Annotated in this window: 14 protein-coding genes and 2 pseudogenes; all 16 read left to right on the top strand. The window is 36.6% G+C overall.

All coding sequences use genetic code 11. The features are described from left to right. Position 1 precedes the first annotated feature (1 nt). A complete protein-coding gene (locus ACTXGU_RS10025; protein WP_443481377.1) occupies positions 2-796 on the top strand; it encodes a phosphatidate cytidylyltransferase in 795 nt (264 codons plus the stop codon). Positions 797-866: 70 nt separating this feature from the next. Then, positions 867-2,009, top strand: coding sequence for a 1-deoxy-D-xylulose-5-phosphate reductoisomerase (locus tag ACTXGU_RS10020; protein WP_443481376.1), 1,143 nt, complete (start codon positions 867-869; stop codon positions 2,007-2,009). Between the two features lie 15 nt (positions 2,010-2,024). After that, positions 2,025-3,293 (top strand): RIP metalloprotease RseP, encoded by a 1,269-nt coding sequence (rseP, locus tag ACTXGU_RS10015; protein ID WP_443481375.1) that lies wholly within the window; start codon positions 2,025-2,027, stop codon positions 3,291-3,293. 107 nt (positions 3,294-3,400) lie between these two features. Further along, entirely contained in the window at positions 3,401-5,101 is a 1,701-nt protein-coding gene (locus ACTXGU_RS10010) for a proline--tRNA ligase (RefSeq protein ID WP_443481374.1), read from the top strand. 455 nt (positions 5,102-5,556) lie between these two features. Then, positions 5,557-8,475: pseudogene (locus ACTXGU_RS10005) on the top strand (PolC-type DNA polymerase III); the annotation flags it as partial. 996 nt (positions 8,476-9,471) lie between these two features. Continuing rightward, positions 9,472-10,875: pseudogene (locus tag ACTXGU_RS10000) on the top strand (PolC-type DNA polymerase III); the annotation flags it as partial. Between the two features lie 472 nt (positions 10,876-11,347). Further along, complete coding sequence (gene rimP, locus ACTXGU_RS09995; protein WP_443481373.1) at positions 11,348-11,818, top strand: ribosome maturation factor RimP; 471 nt, start codon at positions 11,348-11,350, stop codon at positions 11,816-11,818. A gap of 141 nt (positions 11,819-11,959) precedes the next feature. Next, on the top strand, positions 11,960-13,087 hold the full coding sequence (gene nusA / locus ACTXGU_RS09990; protein WP_443481372.1) for a transcription termination factor NusA: 1,128 nt from the start codon (positions 11,960-11,962) through the stop codon (positions 13,085-13,087). A gap of 15 nt (positions 13,088-13,102) precedes the next feature. After that, positions 13,103-13,387: an RNase P modulator RnpM gene (gene rnpM / locus ACTXGU_RS09985; RefSeq protein ID WP_443481371.1), complete on the top strand. Its 285-nt coding sequence runs from the start codon at positions 13,103-13,105 to the stop codon at positions 13,385-13,387. Further along, positions 13,384-13,686 (top strand): YlxQ family RNA-binding protein, encoded by a 303-nt coding sequence (locus ACTXGU_RS09980; protein WP_443481370.1) that lies wholly within the window; start codon positions 13,384-13,386, stop codon positions 13,684-13,686. The genes rnpM and ACTXGU_RS09980 overlap by 4 nt, the downstream gene beginning before the upstream one ends. 19 nt (positions 13,687-13,705) lie before the next feature. Continuing rightward, the gene (gene infB / locus ACTXGU_RS09975; protein ID WP_443481369.1) at positions 13,706-15,871 is read left to right on the top strand and encodes a translation initiation factor IF-2; all 2,166 of its coding nucleotides are present in this window, start codon (positions 13,706-13,708) and stop codon (positions 15,869-15,871) included. After that, positions 15,868-16,149 (top strand): DUF503 domain-containing protein, encoded by a 282-nt coding sequence (locus ACTXGU_RS09970; protein ID WP_443481368.1) that lies wholly within the window; start codon positions 15,868-15,870, stop codon positions 16,147-16,149. Before infB ends, ACTXGU_RS09970 begins: the two co-directional genes overlap by 4 nt. A gap of 19 nt (positions 16,150-16,168) precedes the next feature. Then, a complete protein-coding gene (gene rbfA / locus ACTXGU_RS09965; protein ID WP_443481367.1) occupies positions 16,169-16,528 on the top strand; it encodes a 30S ribosome-binding factor RbfA in 360 nt (119 codons plus the stop codon). 516 nt (positions 16,529-17,044) lie between these two features. After that, positions 17,045-17,962, top strand: a complete 918-nt coding sequence (gene truB, locus ACTXGU_RS09960) for a tRNA pseudouridine(55) synthase TruB (RefSeq protein ID WP_443481366.1) — start codon at positions 17,045-17,047, stop codon at positions 17,960-17,962. Positions 17,963-18,022: 60 nt separating this feature from the next. After that, entirely contained in the window at positions 18,023-18,964 is a 942-nt protein-coding gene (gene ribF, locus ACTXGU_RS09955) for a bifunctional riboflavin kinase/FAD synthetase (RefSeq protein WP_443481365.1), read from the top strand. 218 nt (positions 18,965-19,182) lie between these two features. After that, complete coding sequence (rpsO, locus tag ACTXGU_RS09950; RefSeq protein ID WP_443481364.1) at positions 19,183-19,452, top strand: 30S ribosomal protein S15; 270 nt, start codon at positions 19,183-19,185, stop codon at positions 19,450-19,452. The last annotated feature ends 295 nt before the right edge of the window (positions 19,453-19,747 follow it).

Here is a 19,747-nt window from a genome sequence, read left to right as displayed (position 1 = left end):
TATGAAACAGAGAATTATAACAGCGATAATAGCAGCAGGCTTATTTCTTCCTTTTGTTTTTATTGGTGGATTGCCGTTAGTGCTGTTTACATTCTTAATGTCAGCAGTTGGTTTGTTTGAATTATTAAGAATGCGAAAGATCCGCCTTTTCTCCTTTCCAGGATTACTTTCTTTATTAGTAGTTTGGATCTTTATTTTACCAAAAGAGTATCATCGTTTCTTGGAGGACATTTTTTTATCTAAAACGGAGATTGGATTATTTACGGTACTTCTTTATTTAACATATGTGGTTGCTTCTAAAAATCAATTTTCAATTGATGATGCTGCCTATTCTATTTTATCTGTACTTTATATGGGCGTAGGTTTACACTTTTTTGTGGAAGTGCGAGAGGCAGACTTATGGATTCTCTTTTATTCACTATTTATGATATGGGCAACAGATTCAGGCGCCTATTTTATAGGACGAGCATTTGGAAGAAGGAAATTATGGCCAGAAATCAGTCCCAACAAAACGGTTGAAGGTGCAATTGGAGGAATCGTTTGCGCCGTTGTCGTTTCTGTTCTATTTAGTGCTTTTGGTTACATAGAATGGTATATAATAGCGTTTATAACGATTATCTTATCTGCTTTTGGACAAATTGGAGATTTAGTGGAGTCTGCATTAAAAAGACATTATGAAGTCAAAGATTCAGGGAAGCTATTGCCTGGACATGGTGGAATATTAGATCGTTTTGATAGTTTATTATTTGTTTGGCCATTACTATTTTTTATCTTTGATGCTTTCTCATTGATTTAACTATTTCTTCTTTAAATAGTAAACAAGAATAATCACATTTTTTAGAAGTATACATAGTAGGAGTGAGGTAGTGAAGTATATTAGTTTATTAGGTGCAACAGGATCTATTGGGACACAAACGCTGGATGTCATAAAAACTAATCCAGAACACTTTCAGCTTGTTGCATTTTCCTCAGGTAAAAATATCGAGTTGACGAAAAAAATTATTACAGAATTTCAACCGTCTCTTGTTTCTGTTGCCGATAAAAAAGATTGTGATATGCTAAAACAAGCATTTCCTCGTATTTCTTTTACATATGGACAAGAAGGCTTAGTTGAGGTTTCTGTTTATCACAAAGCGGATATACTGGTAAACGCTGTATTAGGAAGTGTAGGACTTCTGCCGACATTGCAGGCGATTGAAGCAAAAAAGAAGATTGCGATTGCCAATAAAGAAACATTAGTAACGGCAGGACATTTAGTAATGGATGCTGCGAAAAAAAATAATGTTGCAATTTTACCTGTAGACAGTGAACATTCTGCTATTTATCAATGTTTGCAAGGAGAAAACGAAAAAAATATAGAGCGCTTGATTGTAACTGCTTCTGGAGGCAGCTTTCGTGATTTAACAAGAGCTGATTTAAAGCATGTTACGCTGGAAGATGCACTAAAGCATCCAAATTGGTCGATGGGGGCAAAAATAACAATCGATTCTGCTACGATGATGAATAAAGGTCTGGAAGTAATAGAAGCGCATTGGCTATTTTCTCTTCCATACGATAAAATTGATGTGTTGCTTCATAAAGAAAGCATGATACATTCTATGGTAGAATTCCATGACAGCAGTGTGATGGCACAGCTTGGTTCTCCAGATATGCGGGTGCCGATTCAATATGCATTAACCTTTCCTGATCGATTGCCATTACGAACAGCTCAAAGATTGGATTTAGCAAGTATAGGGAAGCTTCATTTTCAAACGATGGACTTAGAACGATTCCGATGTCTTGCGTTTGCCTATGAAGCAGGAAGGCTTGGCGGAACAGTGCCAACCGTTTTAAATGCAGCAAATGAAATAGCTGTAGCGAAATTTTTAGCAGGTGAAATTAGCTTTTTGCAAATCGAAGAGCTGATTGAAAAAGCAATAAGCAAGCATCAAAATATAGCAAACCCGAGTCTTGCTGTCATACAAGAGGTAGATTTAGAAACAAGAAAACGAGTAAGCACACTTCTATAAAAAGGTGGTTATATTTTGAATACAGTAGTGGCGTTTATTATTATCTTTGGTGCATTAGTCTTTTTTCACGAGTTAGGCCATTTTGTTTTTGCGAAAAGAGCAGGCATTCTTTGCCGTGAGTTTGCAATAGGGTTTGGTCCGAAAATTTTTTCACAAAAAAAAGGAGAAACCACGTATACCATTCGTCTATTGCCTCTTGGAGGATTTGTACGAATGGCTGGTGAAGATCCAGAAATGGTTGATATAAAAGCGGGACATCGAATTGCTTTGTTATTCGACAAGGATGAGCATGTTTCCAAAATTATTATTAATCAGAAAGAAAAATATCCGAATGCCCGTGTTGTAAATGTGGAAGAAGCTGATTTAGAACAGGAGCTATTTATAAAAGGATATGCTGAAGACGATATAAATGAAAATATGGTTGTTTTTCCTATTAAAAGAAATGCTGTTATCGTGGAAAACGGCATTGAATCACAAATAGCACCAATAGATCGTCAGTTTGCAAGTAAAACACTAGGACAAAGAACATTAGCAATTGTTGCTGGTCCGTTAATGAACTTTGTTTTAGCATTTGTTATCTTTGTATTAATCGCTTTGATTCAAGGGATTCCTTCAAACGAACCTAAATTAGGTAATTTAATTGAAAATGGAGTGGCCCATAACGCTGGTTTAAAACAAGGAGATACAATTGTTAGTATTGATGGAGAATCTGTTTCTAGTTGGAAAGAAGTAGTGAAAATTATTCAGAAAAGCCCAGGTGAAGATTTGCAATTTGCATTATTTCGAAATGGGAAAGAACTGAATATGGATATTACTCCAAAAGCAACAAAAACAGAAGAGGGGAAAACAATCGGCTTAATTGGTGTGTATAGTCCAACGGAGAAATCTCCCCTTAAAGCAGTAAAATATGGCGCAGTGGAAACGTATGTTTGGACGAAAGAAATTATTGGTGCTGTTGGTAAGTTAGTAACAGGACAATTTTCTATTGATGCTCTATCTGGACCAGTAGGAATATACAAATCAACGGATACAGTTGCCCAATCAGGTATTTATTATTTAATGAAGTGGGCAGGTATTTTAAGTATTAACCTCGGAATTATGAACTTGCTTCCGTTTCCAGCACTGGATGGAGGCAGATTGATGTTTTTTGCAATTGAAGCAGTTCGAGGAAAACCAATTGATCGTCATAAAGAAGGAATCGTTCATTTTGTAGGTTTCGCACTATTGATGTTATTAATGATTGTTGTAACATGGAATGATATACAACGATTTTTCTTGAAATAGGGAAGTAAAAAGGAAACGATAAAAAAGTGGGGGACAGAGTATTCCTCACTTTTAGTTGGTCATTTTCCGATAATAAAGAAAACCATTTTATATTGAGGTGTAAATACATGAAGCAAAGTAAAATGTTAATACCAACTTTAAGAGAAGTGCCTGCAGATGCAGAAATAAAAAGTCATCAGCTACTTTTGCGTGCTGGCTATATTCGCCAAAACGCAAGTGGCATATATTCTTATTTGCCATTAGCAAATAAGGTAATTAAAAAAATTGAACAAATTATTAGAGAAGAAATGGATGCAGCTGGTGGAGTTGAACTATTAATGCCTGCCATGCAGCAAGCAGAACTATGGCAAGAATCTGGAAGATGGTATACATACGGGCCAGAATTAATGCGTATAAACGACCGACATGGCCGCGAGTTTGCATTAGGTCCAACACATGAGGAAGTCATTACAAGTTTAGTGCGTGATGAAGTAAAGTCATATAAACGATTGCCATTAACCCTTTACCAAATCCAAACAAAATTCAGGGATGAAAAAAGACCAAGATTTGGAATATTGCGCGGTCGTGAATTTATTATGAAGGATGCTTATTCATTCCATTCCTCACATGAAAGCTTAGGAGAAGCGTATGATGCAATATTCCAAGCATATTGCAATGTGTTCGAACGCTGTGGTTTAAACTATCGTGCAGTGATTGCTGACAGCGGAGCAATAGGCGGAAAAGATACACATGAATTTATGGTATTATCAGATATTGGCGAAGACACAATTGCATATTCAACAGAATCTAATTATGCAGCAAATATCGAAATGGCTTCAGTTGTTACAACTTATGAAAAAGCGGACAAGCCACTTAATGATTTAGAAAAAGTAAAAACGGAAAATCAAAAAACAATCGATCAAGTTTCTTCTTTTTTAAATACTACTGCTGATCAATGCATTAAGTCTTTATTATTTAAAGTAGATGATAAATATGTATTAGTTTTAGTTCGAGGAGATCATGAAGTAAACGACATTAAAGTGAAAAACTTATTAGATGCAGATGTTGTAGAGTTAGCGGATGCATCACAAACGGTAAATATATTAGGCTGCAGTGTTGGTTCACTTGGACCGATTGGCGTACAAGATGTAGAAATAATTGCAGATCATGCAGTAAAATCTATTGTGAACGGTGTATGTGGTGCAAACGAAGAGGATTTCCATTATACGAATGTGAATCCTGATCGTGATTTTTCTGTCAGTCAATATGCGGATCTTCGCTTTATTCAAGAAGGAGATATATCACCAGACGGAAAAGGAACAATTGCTTTTGCAAAAGGAATTGAAGTTGGCCATGTTTTCAAATTAGGAACACGTTACAGTGAAGCGATGGGTGCTACGTATTTAGATGAGAATGGACGTACACAGCCAATTATTATGGGCTGCTATGGAATCGGTGTTTCCAGAACGATGGCAGCTATCGTCGAACAGTTTAATGATGATAAAGGGATTGTGTGGCCAACTCATATGGCGCCATTTGATGTTCATGTAATACCTGTTAATACAAAGGACGCTGCTCAAAATACATTAGCAGATAAATTATATCAACAACTGAAAGCAAATGGTTTGGATGTATTATTAGACGACCGTACAGAACGACCAGGTGTTAAATTTGCTGATTCGGATTTAATGGGACTTCCTGTCAGAGTTACAGTAGGGAAAAAAGCTTCAGAAGGTATTGTAGAAGTAAAAGTGAGAAGTACTGGCGAAGTGCTAGAAGTACATGAAAACGAATTACTTGAGACAATTTCGAATCTATTAAACCAATAAAATAAAAAGGGTGATGCCATATCAATATCGCATCACCCTTTTTTCTGTCAGGCTGTTTTCTCAAAGTTTGTTGTTTTTTACGTAAAAAAATGAGAGAAGAAGTACTCAGCAGACTGAATACACGTAGACTCCTGTGGGAATGCGAGAAAGACGAGACTTAAGCAGAGCGTATGCGACGAGGAGTCTCGACGCTCGCTAAACGGACGAAGTGTATTCGGGCTGCGAGTTTAAAAGCAACAATCTATACGAAACAGCCTTCTGTCAAGATAGAAATGAAGAAAGCTTGCTGTTAATAAATGGCAGTAGTGCAGTCACTTATAGTATGGTAAAGTAGAGTTTTGTGTTTTAAATGTGTAAACAAGATTCATAGGGTAATATGCTATAATTATTTCTATGCTGCTTCCTATTAGGAGCAGTGAAGATAAGTGAAAAATGAGTATGAAAGGAGAGGGAAAATGAGCGATATACAAGGGAAAATCGATAGGTTTCAACTATTGCTGCAGCAGCTTCAATTAACAGATGACCAAATCGTTTCCCATTTTCATCATGCGAAGATAGACAAAATTGTGATTGAAAAACGTGCGAAAAAATGGCATTTTCATTTTCTATTTGACAACATTCTTCCATTTCAAGTGTATCAACTTTTTACAAAAAAACTGATCAGCAGTTTTTCCCATATTGCCACCGTCACCTTTTCAATAAATGTTCAACATGCATTGGCAACAGATATGCTGATAAACGATTATTGGTATGCTTGTATTGAACAAATGCAAGGAATATCTCCTCCACTTATAAAATTATTAAGTGAACAGTTTCCTAAAATACAAGGAAATAAATTAACGATTTCTGTTCGTAATGATATGGAAGGAATTGCGATAAAAAGAAAATATGCACAAATGATTACCGATTCGTATCAGTATTTCGGTTTTCCTCCTTTTGTTTTAGAAACAGAAATTCAACAAGAGGCTTCCAATGCTGAATATGAACAATTTTTACAAGCGAAGCAATTAGAAGACCAGGAAAGAGGCAAACAAGCACTTCTTGATATTCAGAAAATGGAAGCTGAAAAAGAAGCAAATGATGGAAATATTCCAGCAGGGCCGCTTACAATCGGGCTGACCATTAAAGATGACAGCGACTATCGCAAGATTGAGGAAATTATTGATGAGGAAAGACGGATTACGGTCGAAGGATATGTATTCCATGCTGAAACAAAAGAGCTGCGCAGTGGAAGAACGCTATTAACCTTTAAAATCACGGATTATACAAGCTCTATCTTAGTAAAAATGTTTTCTCGGGACAAAGAAGATGCTGCCCTTTTCCAATTGGTTAAAAAGGGAATGTGGCTAAGAGCTCGCGGCAGTATTCAAAATGACACATTTGTTCGTGATTTAGTGATGATCGGCAATGACTTAAATGAGATTAGAGCGATTGAAAGACAAGATACATCTAAAGATGAGGAAAAAAGGGTGGAATTGCATCTGCATACACCGATGAGCCAAATGGATGCAGTATCTTCTGTTGGCAACCTTGTCGCACAAGCGAAGAAATGGGGTCATAAAGCAATTGCCATCACAGATCATGCTGTTGCCCAAAGTTTTCCCGAAGCATTTGGCGCTGGGAAAAAAAATGATATAAAAATATTGTATGGTGTGGAAATTAATTTAGTAGATGATGGAGTTCCAATTGCCTACAATGAGCAGAACATTCCTTTGCAGGATGCAACATATGTTGTTTTCGACGTCGAAACAACCGGTCTTTCAGCTGTTTATAATACGATTATTGAACTTGCAGCAGTAAAAATTCATAATGGCGAAATTATTGATCGGTTTGAATCATTTGCCAACCCACATCACCGCTTATCTGCAACAACGATAAATTTAACTGGCATTACCGATGATATGGTACAGGATGCTCCAGAAATTGATATTGTGCTTCGCAAGTTTGCTGAATGGACAGGAGACAGCATTCTTGTTGCCCATAACGCATCCTTTGATGTGGGATTTATTAATGTAGGCTACCAAAAAGCAGGAATGGCGAAATCAACCAATCCAGTAATAGATACATTAGAGTTAGGGAGATTTTTGTATCCAGAATTAAAGAATCACCGCTTAAATACATTGGCGAAAAAATTTGATATTGAACTCACACAGCATCACCGTGCGATATATGATGCAGAAGCAACTGGTTATTTAGTATTAAAAATGTTAAAAGATGCGGAAGAAAAAGGGATTACGAATCATAATCAATTAAATGATAATATGGGGCAGGGAAACTCCTATCAACGGGCACGTCCTTATCATTGTACTGTGCTTGCTCAAAATGAAACGGGCTTAAAAAATCTTTTTAAATTAGTATCGATTGCCCATATTAACTATTTTTATCGTGTACCACGAATTCCAAGGTCTGTTCTGCAAAAATATCGTGAAGGACTGTTAATTGGCTCTGCATGCGATAAAGGGGAAGTCTTTGAAGCGATGATGCAAAAAGCGCCGGAGGAAGTAGAAGACATTGCCCCATTTTATGATTATATAGAAGTGATGCCGAAAGAAGTTTATGCCCATTTAATTGAAATGGAACTTGTTCAGGATAATAAAGCATTAGAAGAAATTATCACGAATATTGTTCAATTAGGCGAAAAATTAGAAATACCGGTTGCAGCGACAGGAAATGTTCATTATGTTAATCCAAATGATAAAATTTATCGAGAAATTTTAGTAGGGTCACAAGGTGGAGCCAATCCGCTTAACAGACATAAACTTCCGGATGTTCATTTTCGGACAACAAACGAAATGCTCGACTGCTTCCGCTTTCTAGGAGAAGACAAAGCAAAAGAAATAGTCGTCACAAACACGAATAAAATTGCTGATATGATTGATGTTATTAAGCCGATCAAAGATGATTTGTATACACCGAAAATTGAAGGCGCAGATGAAGAAATGCGTGAGATGAGCTACGGGATGGCTCGGAAAATCTATGGAGAAAACCTTCCGGAAATTGTAGAAGCAAGACTGGAAAAAGAATTAAAAAGCATTATCGGCCACGGGTTTGCTGTTATTTATTTAATCTCACATAAACTCGTAAAAAAATCACTTGATGACGGTTATCTTGTTGGTTCCCGTGGTTCCGTTGGTTCTTCCTTTGTTGCAACAATGACAGAAATAACGGAGGTAAATCCACTGCCGCCGCATTATGTCTGCACTGAATGCAAACAGTCTGAATTTTTTAATGACGGCTCTGTCGGTTCAGGATTTGATTTGCCCGATAAAGACTGTCCAAATTGCGGAATACGCTACAAAAAAGATGGACACGATATCCCCTTTGAAACATTCTTAGGATTTAAAGGGGATAAGGTACCGGATATTGATTTGAGTGCGCCACGTTGCTAATTGAAAAGATTAGCCACTAGTTTAATACTAGGAGAACTGTTAACTTGAAGTGTGGAATGATTGAGTAACGCCTTGAAACACACTCACTGAAACTGCGGCAAGCAATGGATGCAATGTAAATAGCTGAAATTGTTTGGAGCCCGCTAAAGTCGGCTGAAGTTTACCCTAGCACATAATGGTGAGGAAAGACCGAGTAGGGTTGTAAATGATAGGCCGGGTGTCTATAAGACTTCTATGGTTAGAATGGTTAGAGTTATCTGGACGAATCCTCGACTGACTCTTCGTGAATGTCACTAAGTAGAAATGCTTAGGGGTCCTAATTGGATATTCTAGTGTGGATAAGTAAACGTTAGGTTATGAAAGTCCATATAGTTTTATAGGAGCTATCAAGCTAGACGGAGTTTAGAGGAAACCTACGGAAGTAATGAATAGATAGAGTTAATGGAACGTGGGAAGCTTCGGAGACTTAAGGTGATTACACATCGTTTGAAAGTCGTTCTTCAAAAAGCTCATCTGAGTATAATGAAGATTTATTGAAGTGGCAGTAAAGCCGTAGTACCATTTGTAGGAATTGCCGATGACAACCGAATATATCGAATAGGTTTAAGGGAAAAACAATTCTGAGGGAAGGGCTTGAGTCGTCTTTTACGATACAAATCCTACACAAGTCAGTATTCTCGTATGACTAAATAGAAACGAAAACCTTTTTGGAGGTGATTAGTTGGCTGACTTAATGGTTCTAAAAGCTAAGAAATAATGAATACTTCAATGTTCTAGGAAATTATCATGTCTCTACATTAGACGCCAAATCATTAAAGAAACTGTATAAACTACGCAAGGTTGTAGGATTCCAAGCGTTAGTTGTTTAATTTATCGTAAATGGAAAGACGATGGAGCGCCGTATGACACTGAAAGGGTCACGTACGGTGTGGGGCAGGGGAAAAGCTGAAGATAACGTCAAAGGCTTACCTATTGTCATATTTTTCCGGAGAATACCAACCGAATGCTCATAATTATACAAAAGTGTTATTTGGTGAAGAGTATGTATACCGTGCTGGTACGATTGGAACGGTTGCAGATAAAACGGCATACGGGTATGTAAAAGCGTATCAGCAGGATAATAATTTACAAATAAGAGGTGCTGAAATCGATCGTTTGGCATCGGGCTGTACTGGGGTAAAAAGAACAACAGGACAGCATCCAGGTGGAATTATCGTTATTCCTGATTATATGGATGTTTATGATTTCACGCCAATTCAGTTTCCGGCAGACGATCGAAACTCAGAATGGAAAACAACTCATTTTGATTTCCATTCCATCCATGATAACGTATTAAAATTAGATATTCTAGGACATGATGATCCGACTGTAATTAGAATGCTGCAGGATCTTAGCGGGATTGATCCAAAAACCATTCCAACTGATGATCCAGAAGTAATGAAAATTTTCAGCGGAACAGAGTCGCTTGGTGTTACTGTGGAACAAATTAATTGTAAAACAGGTACTTTGGGTATACCGGAATTCGGAACAAAATTTGTACGTCAAATGTTAGAAGATACGAAACCGACAACTTTTTCTGAATTGGTGCAAATCTCCGGTCTGTCCCACGGAACGGATGTTTGGTTAGGCAATGCACAAGAACTGATTCATAATAATATATGCAACTTAAGTGAAGTTATTGGCTGTCGTGATGATATTATGGTGTATTTAATCTATCAAGGGTTAGAACCTTCTTTTGCTTTTAAAATTATGGAAAGCGTGCGTAAAGGAAAAGGTTTATCTGATGATATGGAAGAAGAAATGCGCAAAAACGAAGTGCCTGAGTGGTATATAGATTCATGTAAAAAGATAAAATACATGTTTCCCAAGGCGCATGCTGCAGCGTATGTTCTTATGGCAGTGCGTATTGCTTATTTTAAAGTGCATCATCCATTGCTTTATTATGCTGCATATTTTACTGTTCGTGCGGAAGATTTTGATGTAGATGCGATGGTAAAAGGGTCTCAAAGCATTAAAGCAGTAATTGATGAAATCAGCGGCAAAGGGCTCGATGCTTCTACAAAAGAGAAGAACTTATTAACGGTTATGGAACTTGCTTATGAAATGGTAGAACGAGGATTTTCGTTTACAAAGGTTGATTTATATAAATCGAGTGCAACTGAATTTATTATTGAGGGCAATACGTTAATTCCGCCATTTAATAGTATTCCAGGCTTAGGTACTAATGCGGCGTTAAATATTGTCCGTTCTAGAAAAGACGGAGAATTTTTATCGAAAGAAGATTTGCAGCAGCGTGGAAAAGTGTCTAAGACTATTATGGAGTATCTTGATAACCACGGGTGCTTAGGTGGGATGCCAGATCAAAACCAGCTGTCCTTATTTTAGAATTCTTAGGTTTTTTTACGGTGGAAAAAGCCGGGAAACCTTGTAACAACGCACTTTCATTTGCATAAAATAATTGGATATGGTATAGTTTATTTGGAAATACTAAGGATAACTTTCGCAAAAAGAGAGTGGGGAAACCCACTCTTTCGTATTGTGTATGTCTTTTTTATAAGGTAAGAAAGTATAAAAATTTTCAATTTAGACGAATGTCTGGCTCCAGCGCCCAGCCCCTGTGAAAGATAACCTTGTCTCTAAAAGTAAAAAAATACTTTTTGAGTCATGAAAACATTTTTCTTCGGGGCTTAGCAAGGCACTTGCGCTTTTCTTACCTAACAGGCAGCATGAGGAGTGGATAGGAAAACAAGCATCATTTGTTAGCAACAATTCTACATATGTTTGATTTTGCTTCCTATTCATTAGGTTGCTTACTTACCGAAAGGATTATATGTTCCTTGCTTAAGGAGGGAAAAAGTTGAGCAAAGTAACTGCATTAGTAGAAGAAATGGTACATCCAATCCTAGAAGATCTACAATTAGAGTTAGTGGATATTGAGTATGTAAAAGAAGGTCCTAACTGGTTTTTGCGCGTGTATATTGATAAAGATACTGGTGTTGATATAGATGAATGTGCAGCCGTTAGTGAAAAGTTGAGTGAAAAGCTGGATGAAGTAGATCCGATTACTGAAAACTATTTTCTTGAAGTATCCTCACCAGGAGCAGAAAGACCACTGAAAAAAGACAAAGATTTTGAAAAAGCGATTGGGAAAAATGTTTTGGTAAAAACATACGAACCGATTGATAATGAAAAGGCGTTTGAAGGAACTCTTTTAAGCTTTGATGGAGTGAGTTTATCTATAGAGATCAAAGTAAAAACGAGAAAGAAAACGGTGCAAATTCCGTATGATAAAGTTGCAAAAGCTCGTTTGGCTGTAACTTTTTCGTAAATTGTATTAAAGTGGCTGTGTCTATCCACTAGAAAGTAAATAAGTTGAGAAAATGGAAAAGAAGATGTTTATCAACTTATTTAAGGATGATCATAGTATTTCACTTCATATTTTTTAGAGATTAAAGGGGGATACAATCTCATGAGCAGTGAATTAGTTGATGCTCTTGTATTGCTTGAAAAAGAAAAAGGGATTTCTCGTGATGTCATCATCGATGCGATTGAAGCAGCCCTTGTATCGGCATATCGCCGCAACTTTAATCAAGCGCAAAATGTTCGAATTGATTTAAATTTAGGATCTGGAACGATGCGAGTGTTTGCTCGCAAAGAAGTAGTGGACGAAGTTTTTGATCCACGTCTTGAAATTTCATTAGAAGATGCACAAAAAATCAATCCGAATTACGAAGTAGAAGATATAGTAGAGTTAGAAGTTACACCAAAAGATTTTGGGCGTATTGCCGCTCAAACTGCGAAACAAGTCGTTACACAACGAGTTCGCGAAGCAGAAAGAGGAATTATTTATTCTGAATTTATTGATCGTGAAGAAGATATTATGACAGGAATTGTTCAACGACAAGACAGCAAGTTTATTTATGTAAGCTTAGGTAAAATCGAAGCTATTTTACCAACTAATGAACAAATGCCAAATGAATATTACAAACCTCATGATCGCATTAAAGTATTTATAACAAAAGTGGAAAAAACAACAAAAGGTCCACAAATCTTTGTTTCTAGAACACATCCAGGCCTTTTGAAACGATTATTTGAAATGGAAGTTCCTGAAATTTTTGATGGAACGGTTGAGATTAAATCAGTTGCTCGTGAAGCAGGCGACAGATCGAAAATCTCTGTTCATTCAGATAATGAAGAAGTGGATCCAGTAGGTTCATGTGTTGGACCAAAAGGAACACGTGTTCAAACCATTGTGAATGAATTAAAAGGGGAAAAAATTGATATTGTTAAATGGTCCCAAGATCCAACTGTCTTTGTTGCGAATGCACTTAGTCCATCAAAAGTATTAGAAGTAATGGTAAACGAGGAAGAGAAAGCAACGACTGTTATCGTGCCGGATTATCAATTATCCCTAGCAATTGGAAAAAGAGGTCAAAATGCACGCCTCGCTGCAAAATTAACTGGTTGGAAGATTGATATTAAATCAGAATCAGAAGCAAGAGAAGCAGGAATTTATCCAACAGAAGAATCTCTTTTGACTTTTGATGATGAAATGGATGAAGAAGAATTCCATTTAAATAATGAAGATCAAGATTGATTGAGGTGAATGTGTGTGAACAAACCGAAAAAAGTTCCAATGCGTAAATGTGTTGCTACCGGTGAAATGAAACCTAAAAAAGAACTAGTTCGCATCGTTCGCTCGAAGGAAGGACAGGTTTCTGTAGATTTAACAGGAAAGAAATCCGGCCGCGGAGCATATCTTTCAATGGATAAAGACGCAGTACTTTTAGCCAAGAAAAAAAATATCCTTTCCAGTCAACTTGGAATAACAATCGATGATACCGTATACGAGGAGTTGCTGGATATCATAGGTAAGGAGAATAGACAATCCAAATGAATGGTGATAAATGGATGTCATTACTTGGCTTAGCAAATCGAGCACGGAAAATTACCTCTGGTGAGGAACTAACCGTTAAGGAAATTAGAAGCGGAAATGCAAAACTTATTATTTTATCAGAAGATGCGTCAGAAAACACGGCAAAAAAAATTATAGATAAGAGTAATTTCTATCACGTGCCGGTCAAAACGGTTCCAAACAGGGAGCTTTTAGGTCAAGCAATTGGCAAAGAGGCACGTGTAGTTGTCGCTGTTTTGGATAATGGATTTGCAAAAAAACTTTTAACGCTGCTCGATTAATTCTAGCGGGGGTGAAATGATGAGTAAAATGCGCGTTTATGAATACGCTAAAAAGTTTAACCTATCAAGTAAAGATGTAATTACTACATTAAAAGATATGAACGTTGAAGTTTCTAATCATATGACAACACTGGAAGAGGATGCAATAAAAAAATTGGATAATAAATATAATAAAAATACAAATAATGCTCAAAATAAGCCAGCGCAAAATATTTCTTCTAAAAATATTGCAGATAGATATGAAGAAGAAAGTGATGTAATGGTAGAAAAGGGGAAATTAAACAACTCTGTGAAGAATACTAAAGAAAATAAACCATTTAATAAAACAAAAAATAATAATCGCAATAATAATAAAAACAGCAATAACAACCGCAAGGGGAAACAAAATCAAACTCCTGCAGCACCACCAGCTCCTAAAAAAGAAAAAGAGCTTCCAGAAAAAATTACTTTTAGTGAATCTTTAACGGTTGGTGAGCTAGCAAAAAAATTACATCGTGAACCGTCTGAAATCATTAAAAAATTATTTTTACTAGGTGTAATGGCAACGATTAATCAAGATTTAGATAAAGATTCTATTGAGTTAATTGCAAGTGATTACGGAGTAGAAGTAGAAGAAGAAATTAAAATTGACACAACTGACTTGGAAGTTTACTTTGAAGATGATGAAGAGGCAGAGTTAGTAGAGCGTCCTTCTGTTGTTACCATTATGGGACATGTTGACCATGGGAAAACAACATTGCTTGACAGCATTCGTAATACAAAAGTAACTGCTGGTGAAGCAGGAGGGATTACACAGCATATTGGTGCATACCAAATTGAAGAAAACGGGAAAAAGATCACGTTTTTAGATACACCAGGACATGCTGCATTTACTACGATGCGTGCGCGCGGTGCGAAAATAACGGATATCACGATTTTAGTTGTAGCAGCAGATGATGGAGTAATGCCGCAAACTGTTGAAGCAATTAACCATGCAAAAGCTGCCGAAGTTCCAATTATTGTTGCAGTAAATAAAATGGATAAACCGACTGCTAATCCAGATCGTGTAATGCAAGAATTAACGGAGCATGGTTTAGTTCCAGAAGCATGGGGCGGAGATACGATTTTCGTTCCACTTTCCGCACTTTCAGGTGAAGGAATTGATACATTGCTTGAAATGATTTTACTTGTTAGTGAAGTAGAAGAATATAAAGCAAATCCGAACCGAAATGCTGTTGGTACAGTTATTGAAGCAGAGCTTGATAAAGGTAAAGGTTCTGTAGCAACACTTCTAGTACAAAACGGAACATTAAATATTGGGGATCCGATTGTAGTTGGAAACACATTTGGTCGTGTTCGTGCGATGGTGAATGATTTAGGCCGTCGAGTAAAAAGTGTTGGTCCATCAACACCTGTTGAAATTACTGGATTAAATGATGTGCCACAAGCAGGAGATCGTTTTGTTGTATTTAAAGATGAAAAAACAGCAAGACAAATTGGGGAAGCACGTTCTTCACAGGCAATTCAAGCGCAAAGATCTGAAAAAACAAGAATCAGTTTAGATAATTTATTTGAACACATGAAACAAGGCGAAATGAAAGACCTTAATATTGTGTTGAAAGCAGATGTTCAAGGTTCTGCGGAAGCTCTTGCTGCAGCACTTTATAAAATTGAAGTGGAAGGGGTAAATGTTAAAATTATTCATACAGCAGTTGGTGCTATTAATGAATCAGATATTACCCTAGCAGCTGCATCTAACGCCATTGTTATCGGCTTTAACGTCCGCCCTGATGTAAATGCAAAAAGAGCTGCGGATGCAGAAGAAGTAGATGTACGCTTACACCGCATTATTTATAAAGTAATTGAAGAAATTGAATCAGCGATGAAAGGAATGCTTGATCCAGAATTCCAAGAAAAAATTATCGGTCAAGCAGAAATTCGTCAAACATTTAAAGTATCAAAAATTGGTACAATTGCTGGATCTTATGTAACTGACGGTAAAATTACAAGAGACAGTGGTATACGCTTAATCCGTGATGGTGTTGTTATTTTCGAAGGCGAAATTGATGCACTAAAACGTTTTAAAGACGATGCTAAAGAAGTAAGTCAAGGATACGAATGTGGAATAACGATTAAGAACTTTAATGATGTGAAAGAAGGCGACATCATCGAAGCATATATCATGGAAGAAATTGAGCGTAAATGATTGTTGGTCTAATGACCTTTGAATGTATCATTTATGATGCACATTCATTAAAAGAGAAGCGGGCTGTCCTTCAAAGAGTGACAACCCGCTTAAAACAAAAATATAATATTTCTGTATCAGAAGTTGACTTTCAAAATACATGGCAGCGAACGAAAATAGCAATTGCAGCAGTTGCTTCTGCACAAAAATCGGTGGAAGTTGAATTACAGCATGCATTGACATTTATTGACTCGTTTCCAGAAATAGAGAGAACAATCACTGATGTAGAATGGCTTTAATAAAATGAGGTGAAATAAGATGAGCCTTAGACCAAATCGTGTTGGAGAACAAATGAAAAAAGAACTTGGTGAGATTATTAGTCGTAAGATTAAAGATCCTCGCATTGGGTTCGTAACGGTGACAGATGTACATGTTACAGGAGATCTTCAACAGGCAACGGTTTATATCTCCATTTTAGGAGATAAAGAACAGCGTGAAAATACGTTAAAAGGCCTTGCAAAAGCAAAAGGATTTATTCGTTCTGAAATAGGTCAGAGAATTCGCTTGCGCAAAACTCCTGAAATTTCTTTTGAGTTTGATGAATCGATTGATTACGGAAATCGAATCGACACATTGCTTCATCAAATTGCAAAAGACGATCATTCAGAAGAAAAGTAATGTGATGATAGAAGAGGGTGGCTCCATTTTATGTCAAACTCCCAAAAATCAGTAATAAAGGAAGGGATATCTCTTCTTTTCGTATTGAAAAAGGGAATGACATATGAGGTGCCACCCTTTTTATATGGAAAGGCTGTTTTCGTATAGATGGTTGCTTTTAAACTCGCACCCTGAATACACTTCGTCCGTTTAGCGAGCGTCGAGCCTCCTCGTCGCATACGCTCCTGTGGGGTCTCGTCTTTCTCGCATTCCCACAGGAGTCTACGTGTATTCAGGCTGCTAAGAAACACTTTTTCAAATGTTTTTTTATGTAAAAAACAACAAACTTTGAGAAAACAGCCTATGGAAAACACTAAAGATGGTGCTCCGTATGTTGCGGTTTACTCCTATTAGTAAAGATCCGCTTCGCTCACTTTGCCTTGATTAAGTTAGAATCTGTCTCCATGTGAGTTTGTAAGTGAAAAGTATGATAAAAAATATAAAAGAACCTATTTACATAAAAAAGGAGTGATAAAAATGGAAGGGATTTTACCTTTATGGAAACCAAAAGGAATGACATCACATGATTGTGTTTTTAAGCTGCGGAAAATACTTCGTATGAAACGAATTGGACATACTGGCACGCTTGATCCGGATGTAACAGGTGTACTTCCTATTTGTTTAGGAAGAGCTACAAAAGTTGCAGAATATATAACGGATGCAGGAAAAACGTATGAAGGAGAAGTAACATTAGGATACTCCACAACAACAGAAGACAGTTCTGGTGAAATCGTTCAGCAACAAAAGGTGACAGAAACGATTACAAGAGAAATGGTCGAAGGAGTTTTTCAATCGCTTACTGGTGTTATTAAACAAACGCCTCCAATGTACTCAGCCGTAAAAGTAAATGGAAAACGTTTATATGAATATGCAAGAAAAGGGATTGAAGTGGACAGGCCGACAAGAGAAGTGACGATTTATTCCTTGCGCTTATTAGAAGATTGGGATAACTTGAAAGGAGATCAAGTTTCTTTCCGTTTTACGGTTGATTGCAGTAAAGGAACGTATATACGAACACTTGCGGTTATGATTGGCGAAAAACTTGGACTTCCAGCACATATGTCTGATCTAATTAGGACAAGATCAGCGACGATGACAAAAACAGATTGTTTAACCTTTGCTGAAATAGAAGAAAAAATGGCAGACGGATCATTGCAAGGAAGTTTGCTGCCGATAGAAGGCGCAGTATCTTATTTGCCGAAATATCAAATAAATGATACATTAGCAATGAAGGTTCGTAATGGAAGTGTACTGGATACCCCGTCCTCTTTACTTGCAATAGAGGAACCAATTGTAATGGAATCAACATCAGGGGAAGCGTTGGCAATTTATGTCCACCATCCGACAAAACCAGGAAAAATAAAACCAAATAAAATATTAAAAGTACTAGAATAAGGACAAAAAATATTATCCTAAATAAAAATTATTTATAGCTAGAAAAAGGTGAGTCATGTAGTGGAAGTTGTGAGAATGAATTACGCTGAATATTTAAACGATAAGAATTTTCCTCCATTAGTTATGGCATTAGGTTATTTTGATGGAGTTCATTTAGGACATCAGAAAGTAATTGGAGAAGCGAAAGCAATCGCAGATAAAAAAGGATGTAAAAGTGGCGTATTAACATTTGACCCACATCCATCAGTAGTATTAGGGAATGACTCTAGGCGTGTTGATCATATTTCATCCTATGAAACAAAGGTTGCACAGATTAAAAAACTCGGAATGGACTACTTATTTATTATTACATTTACAAAAGAGTTTGCTAATCTTCTTCCTCAAGATTTTGTCGATCAGTTTTTAATACGGTTAAATGTGGTTCATGTTGTGGCTGGATTTGATTATACATATGGTAAATTGGCAGAAGGGACAGCTGAAACGTTAAGAAAGCATGGAAGAGGGCGTTTTCAAACGACTATTATAAATAAAGAAACTTTCCATGGGGAAAAAGTAAGTTCTACATTGATTCGTTCCTATATATTAAAAGGCGACATGGAATATATTCCTTCTTTGCTTGGAAGATACTATACGGTCGAAGGATACGTTATTCACGGAGATAAACGGGGCAGGACAATTGGGTTTCCAACTGCTAATATAGACAGTGAAAATGTATTATTGCTGCCTCCACAAGGAGTATATGCGGTGAGAATAAAGGTGGATGAATGCTGGTATAATGGAGTGTGTAATGTTGGGACAAAACCAACCTTTCATCCAGACAAAACAACTCAATCTGTAGAAGTACATATCTTTCAGTTTAATCAAGATATATATGGTGAAAAAGTCGAGCTGGAGTGGCACTTCCGTATAAGAAGCGAAAAGAAATTCAATGGCATCGCAGAATTAGTTAGCCAAATAGAAAAAGATAAACAAACAGCAATCGAATATTTCGAAAAAAACTAACAGGAATATGATTTGCAAAATATAAAATAGGCACTTTTATAAAAAAAGGAAGATTTATTAATTTACGAAAAAAGTATAATGGATTTTCTTGCTTTTTTTTAAAAAAAAGGTTATTCTTATAAACGTACTAAAAACAACCTTTGCTTGGCAAATCGAATCACCAACGTTTTGCTCGGTAAACGGGGATTAGTGTAATAGGATATAGGAGGTGAAACAGGATGGCAATCACTCAAGAACGTAAAAACGAACTTATCAATGAGTACAAAACGCATGAGAACGATACTGGATCTCCAGAAGTTCAAATCGCTGTCCTTACGGAGTCAATTAACAATTTGAATGATCATTTACGTACACATAAAAAAGATCATCACTCACGTCGTGGTCTTTTAAAAATGGTAGGTAAACGTCGTAATCTTTTAACTTACCTACGTAATAAAGACGTTCAACGTTACCGTGTTTTAATTAACAAACTTGGTTTACGTAGATAGTTTAAAAAAGCGGGATACTTGTTCCCGCTTTTTTATTGTGCTGGAAAATTATCAATAAATCTATAACAATAACCTTATATAGGATAAATAACTTAAAGATTACATAGCAATTAGTTTTTAAGTAACACAAAATGTGTATACTATAAGAAAAGCGCAAGCGCCTTGTTTAGCCCTGAAGAAAAATGTTCATTTGCCTCAAAAAGTGCTTTTTACTTTTAGAGGCGAAGGGTTATTTTTCTTCAGGGCTAGGCGGTGGAGCTAGACAAAGAAAAGCGCAAGTCACAATTAGAAACAT

This window comes from Niallia sp. 01092, assembly GCF_052318935.1.
Classification (GTDB): domain Bacteria; phylum Bacillota; class Bacilli; order Bacillales; family Cytobacillaceae; genus Niallia.
The sequence above is the reverse complement of the archived record's forward strand: the minus strand, read 5'-3'. Positions and strand labels throughout refer to the sequence as shown.

Excerpts from the sequence above, each read along its gene's own strand:
- ACTXGU_RS10025 (WP_443481377.1), top strand. The coding sequence starts at position 2 with ATGAAACAGAGAATTATAACAGCGATAATAGCAGCAGGCTTATTTCTT.
- ACTXGU_RS10010 (WP_443481374.1), top strand. The coding sequence starts at position 3,401 with ATGAAGCAAAGTAAAATGTTAATACCAACTTTAAGAGAAGTGCCTGCA.
- nusA (WP_443481372.1), top strand. The coding sequence starts at position 11,960 with ATGAGCAGTGAATTAGTTGATGCTCTTGTATTGCTTGAAAAAGAAAAA.
- ACTXGU_RS09980 (WP_443481370.1), top strand. The coding sequence starts at position 13,384 with ATGAATGGTGATAAATGGATGTCATTACTTGGCTTAGCAAATCGAGCA.
- infB (WP_443481369.1), top strand. The coding sequence starts at position 13,706 with ATGAGTAAAATGCGCGTTTATGAATACGCTAAAAAGTTTAACCTATCA.
- ACTXGU_RS09970 (WP_443481368.1), top strand. The coding sequence starts at position 15,868 with ATGATTGTTGGTCTAATGACCTTTGAATGTATCATTTATGATGCACAT.
- rbfA (WP_443481367.1), top strand. The coding sequence starts at position 16,169 with ATGAGCCTTAGACCAAATCGTGTTGGAGAACAAATGAAAAAAGAACTT.
- truB (WP_443481366.1), top strand. The coding sequence starts at position 17,045 with ATGGAAGGGATTTTACCTTTATGGAAACCAAAAGGAATGACATCACAT.
- rpsO (WP_443481364.1), top strand. The coding sequence starts at position 19,183 with ATGGCAATCACTCAAGAACGTAAAAACGAACTTATCAATGAGTACAAA.